Source organism: Nitrosospira sp. Nsp1, assembly GCF_900100985.1.
Taxonomy (GTDB): Bacteria; Pseudomonadota; Gammaproteobacteria; order Burkholderiales; family Nitrosomonadaceae; genus Nitrosospira.
The window spans coordinates 1-1,504 of record NZ_FMUF01000047.1; the positions used below are offsets into that span (position 1 = coordinate 1).

At 57.0% G+C, this 1,504-nt stretch carries 1 protein-coding gene; it reads left to right on the forward strand.

The window, feature by feature from the left end:
* The first annotated feature begins 62 nt into the window (after positions 1 to 62).
* Positions 63 to 1,295 (forward strand): IS4 family transposase, encoded by a 1,233-nt coding sequence (locus tag BLP78_RS14985; RefSeq protein WP_176752894.1) that lies wholly within the window; start codon positions 63 to 65, stop codon positions 1,293 to 1,295.
* The last annotated feature ends 209 nt before the right edge of the window (positions 1,296 to 1,504 follow it).

A 1,504-nucleotide genomic window follows, 5' to 3' on the forward strand; every position in this document is an offset into this window, starting at 1 on the left:
CAATACTGTTCGGATAAATAAATATCAGTTACACTTTAGCCATTGTCCTCATGGGAGCGGAGATGGCACGAACCAAAGCAGTTCTGGGAGCTGGGGCTCGGTTGAGTGACTACCTGAGCGCCAGTCTTCTGGCTCGGGTTTATCCGGCTGAACATATTCACCAAATTCTCGATAAACACGGCTGCAACAGCCAGCGAATACGCAGTTTTCCGGCTGTTGCGGGAGTCTACTATTGCATGGCGCTCAGTCTCTACCCCGAAGCGGCCTACGAGGCAGTATTCGCTGTCATTGCCCAGGGTCTGGCCTGGGCACGGTCCAGCCCCTTGCCGGCACCAGTGGCTAAATCGTCAATCAGCGAATTACGCAGCAAGATAGGACACGCGCCGTTGCGCGCACTGATGATGCGCGCCTGTGTACCGTTGGCCAGCCCAGACATACACCAAGCCGCGTTCTACGCGGATTTGCGGCTCGTGGCGATTGATGGCAGCAATTTCGAGGTACCCGACGAGGAGGATAACGTCAAGCAGTTTGGCTACCCCGGCAGCCGCACGGGTCATGCAGGCTACCCGCAGGCACAATGTGCCGTGCTCGTGGAATGTGCAACGCATGCAATCATTAGTGCCAACATTGGCCCCTATCGCGCCAGCGAATGGGAAGTATGCCAAGGACTTCTCGCGAGCCTGACTCCCGGTATGCTGTGCTTGGCTGACCGGGGCTTTAACGGCTACCGCTATTGGCAAGAGGCACGACAGACCGGCGCCGAGTTGCTATGGCGTTGCGCGGACAATCGGCTACTGCCGGTCGTTAAAGTGCTGGCGGATGGTTCCTACTTGAGCGCGATTTATCCCAGCGCCAAGGCGCGCCGGAAGAATGAAGGGGCGATTGAGGTGCGTGTGATCGAATACGAATTGCCTCAACTCGAAGGTGGGTCAACACGTTATCGCTTATTGAGCAGCCTGCTCGATGCCACCACCGCACCTGCACTGGAACTGGCGAAGCTCTATCATGAACGCTGGCAGGTCGAGGCTGTCTTCGATGAACTCAAGACGCATCTACAGCAAAAGCGCCGTGTACTGCGCTCGAAAACCGCTGAGCTTGTGCGGCAAGAGTTCTATGGCTGGGTGCTCGCGCATTACGCAGTGCGTTGGCTCATGCACCAAGTTGCCAGCGAACACCAACTCTTGCACGCGCAGCTATCCTTTACGGCGCACGTCCAGCTCTTGCGCCGTACCCAGCCCCACTCCGGGGCCTTCCCCCCCAGAGCGACCAAGATGTCGAAGACGATGGTTTCATGAACTTCTTGCCGCAGCCTCACGGCTGCGCGCCGTGCGCACCCTCAATCAGCGTGCGCCACGTCAGGTTAAACGCAGAAACTCGCCCTACGCTTCGCACGATCATCATTATCCGCGACGACAGCACATTGACTGCGTCGTTAGTATGCTCGAACCTAAACCGCTATCATTGCGACAGCGATCTGCGAATCCAAACTAACCGAACAGTATTG

Bases quoted from the DNA above. Each gene is read 5' to 3' on its own strand.
- BLP78_RS14985 (WP_176752894.1), top strand. From the start codon at position 63: ATGGCACGAACCAAAGCAGTTCTGGGAGCTGGGGCTCGGTTGAGTGAC.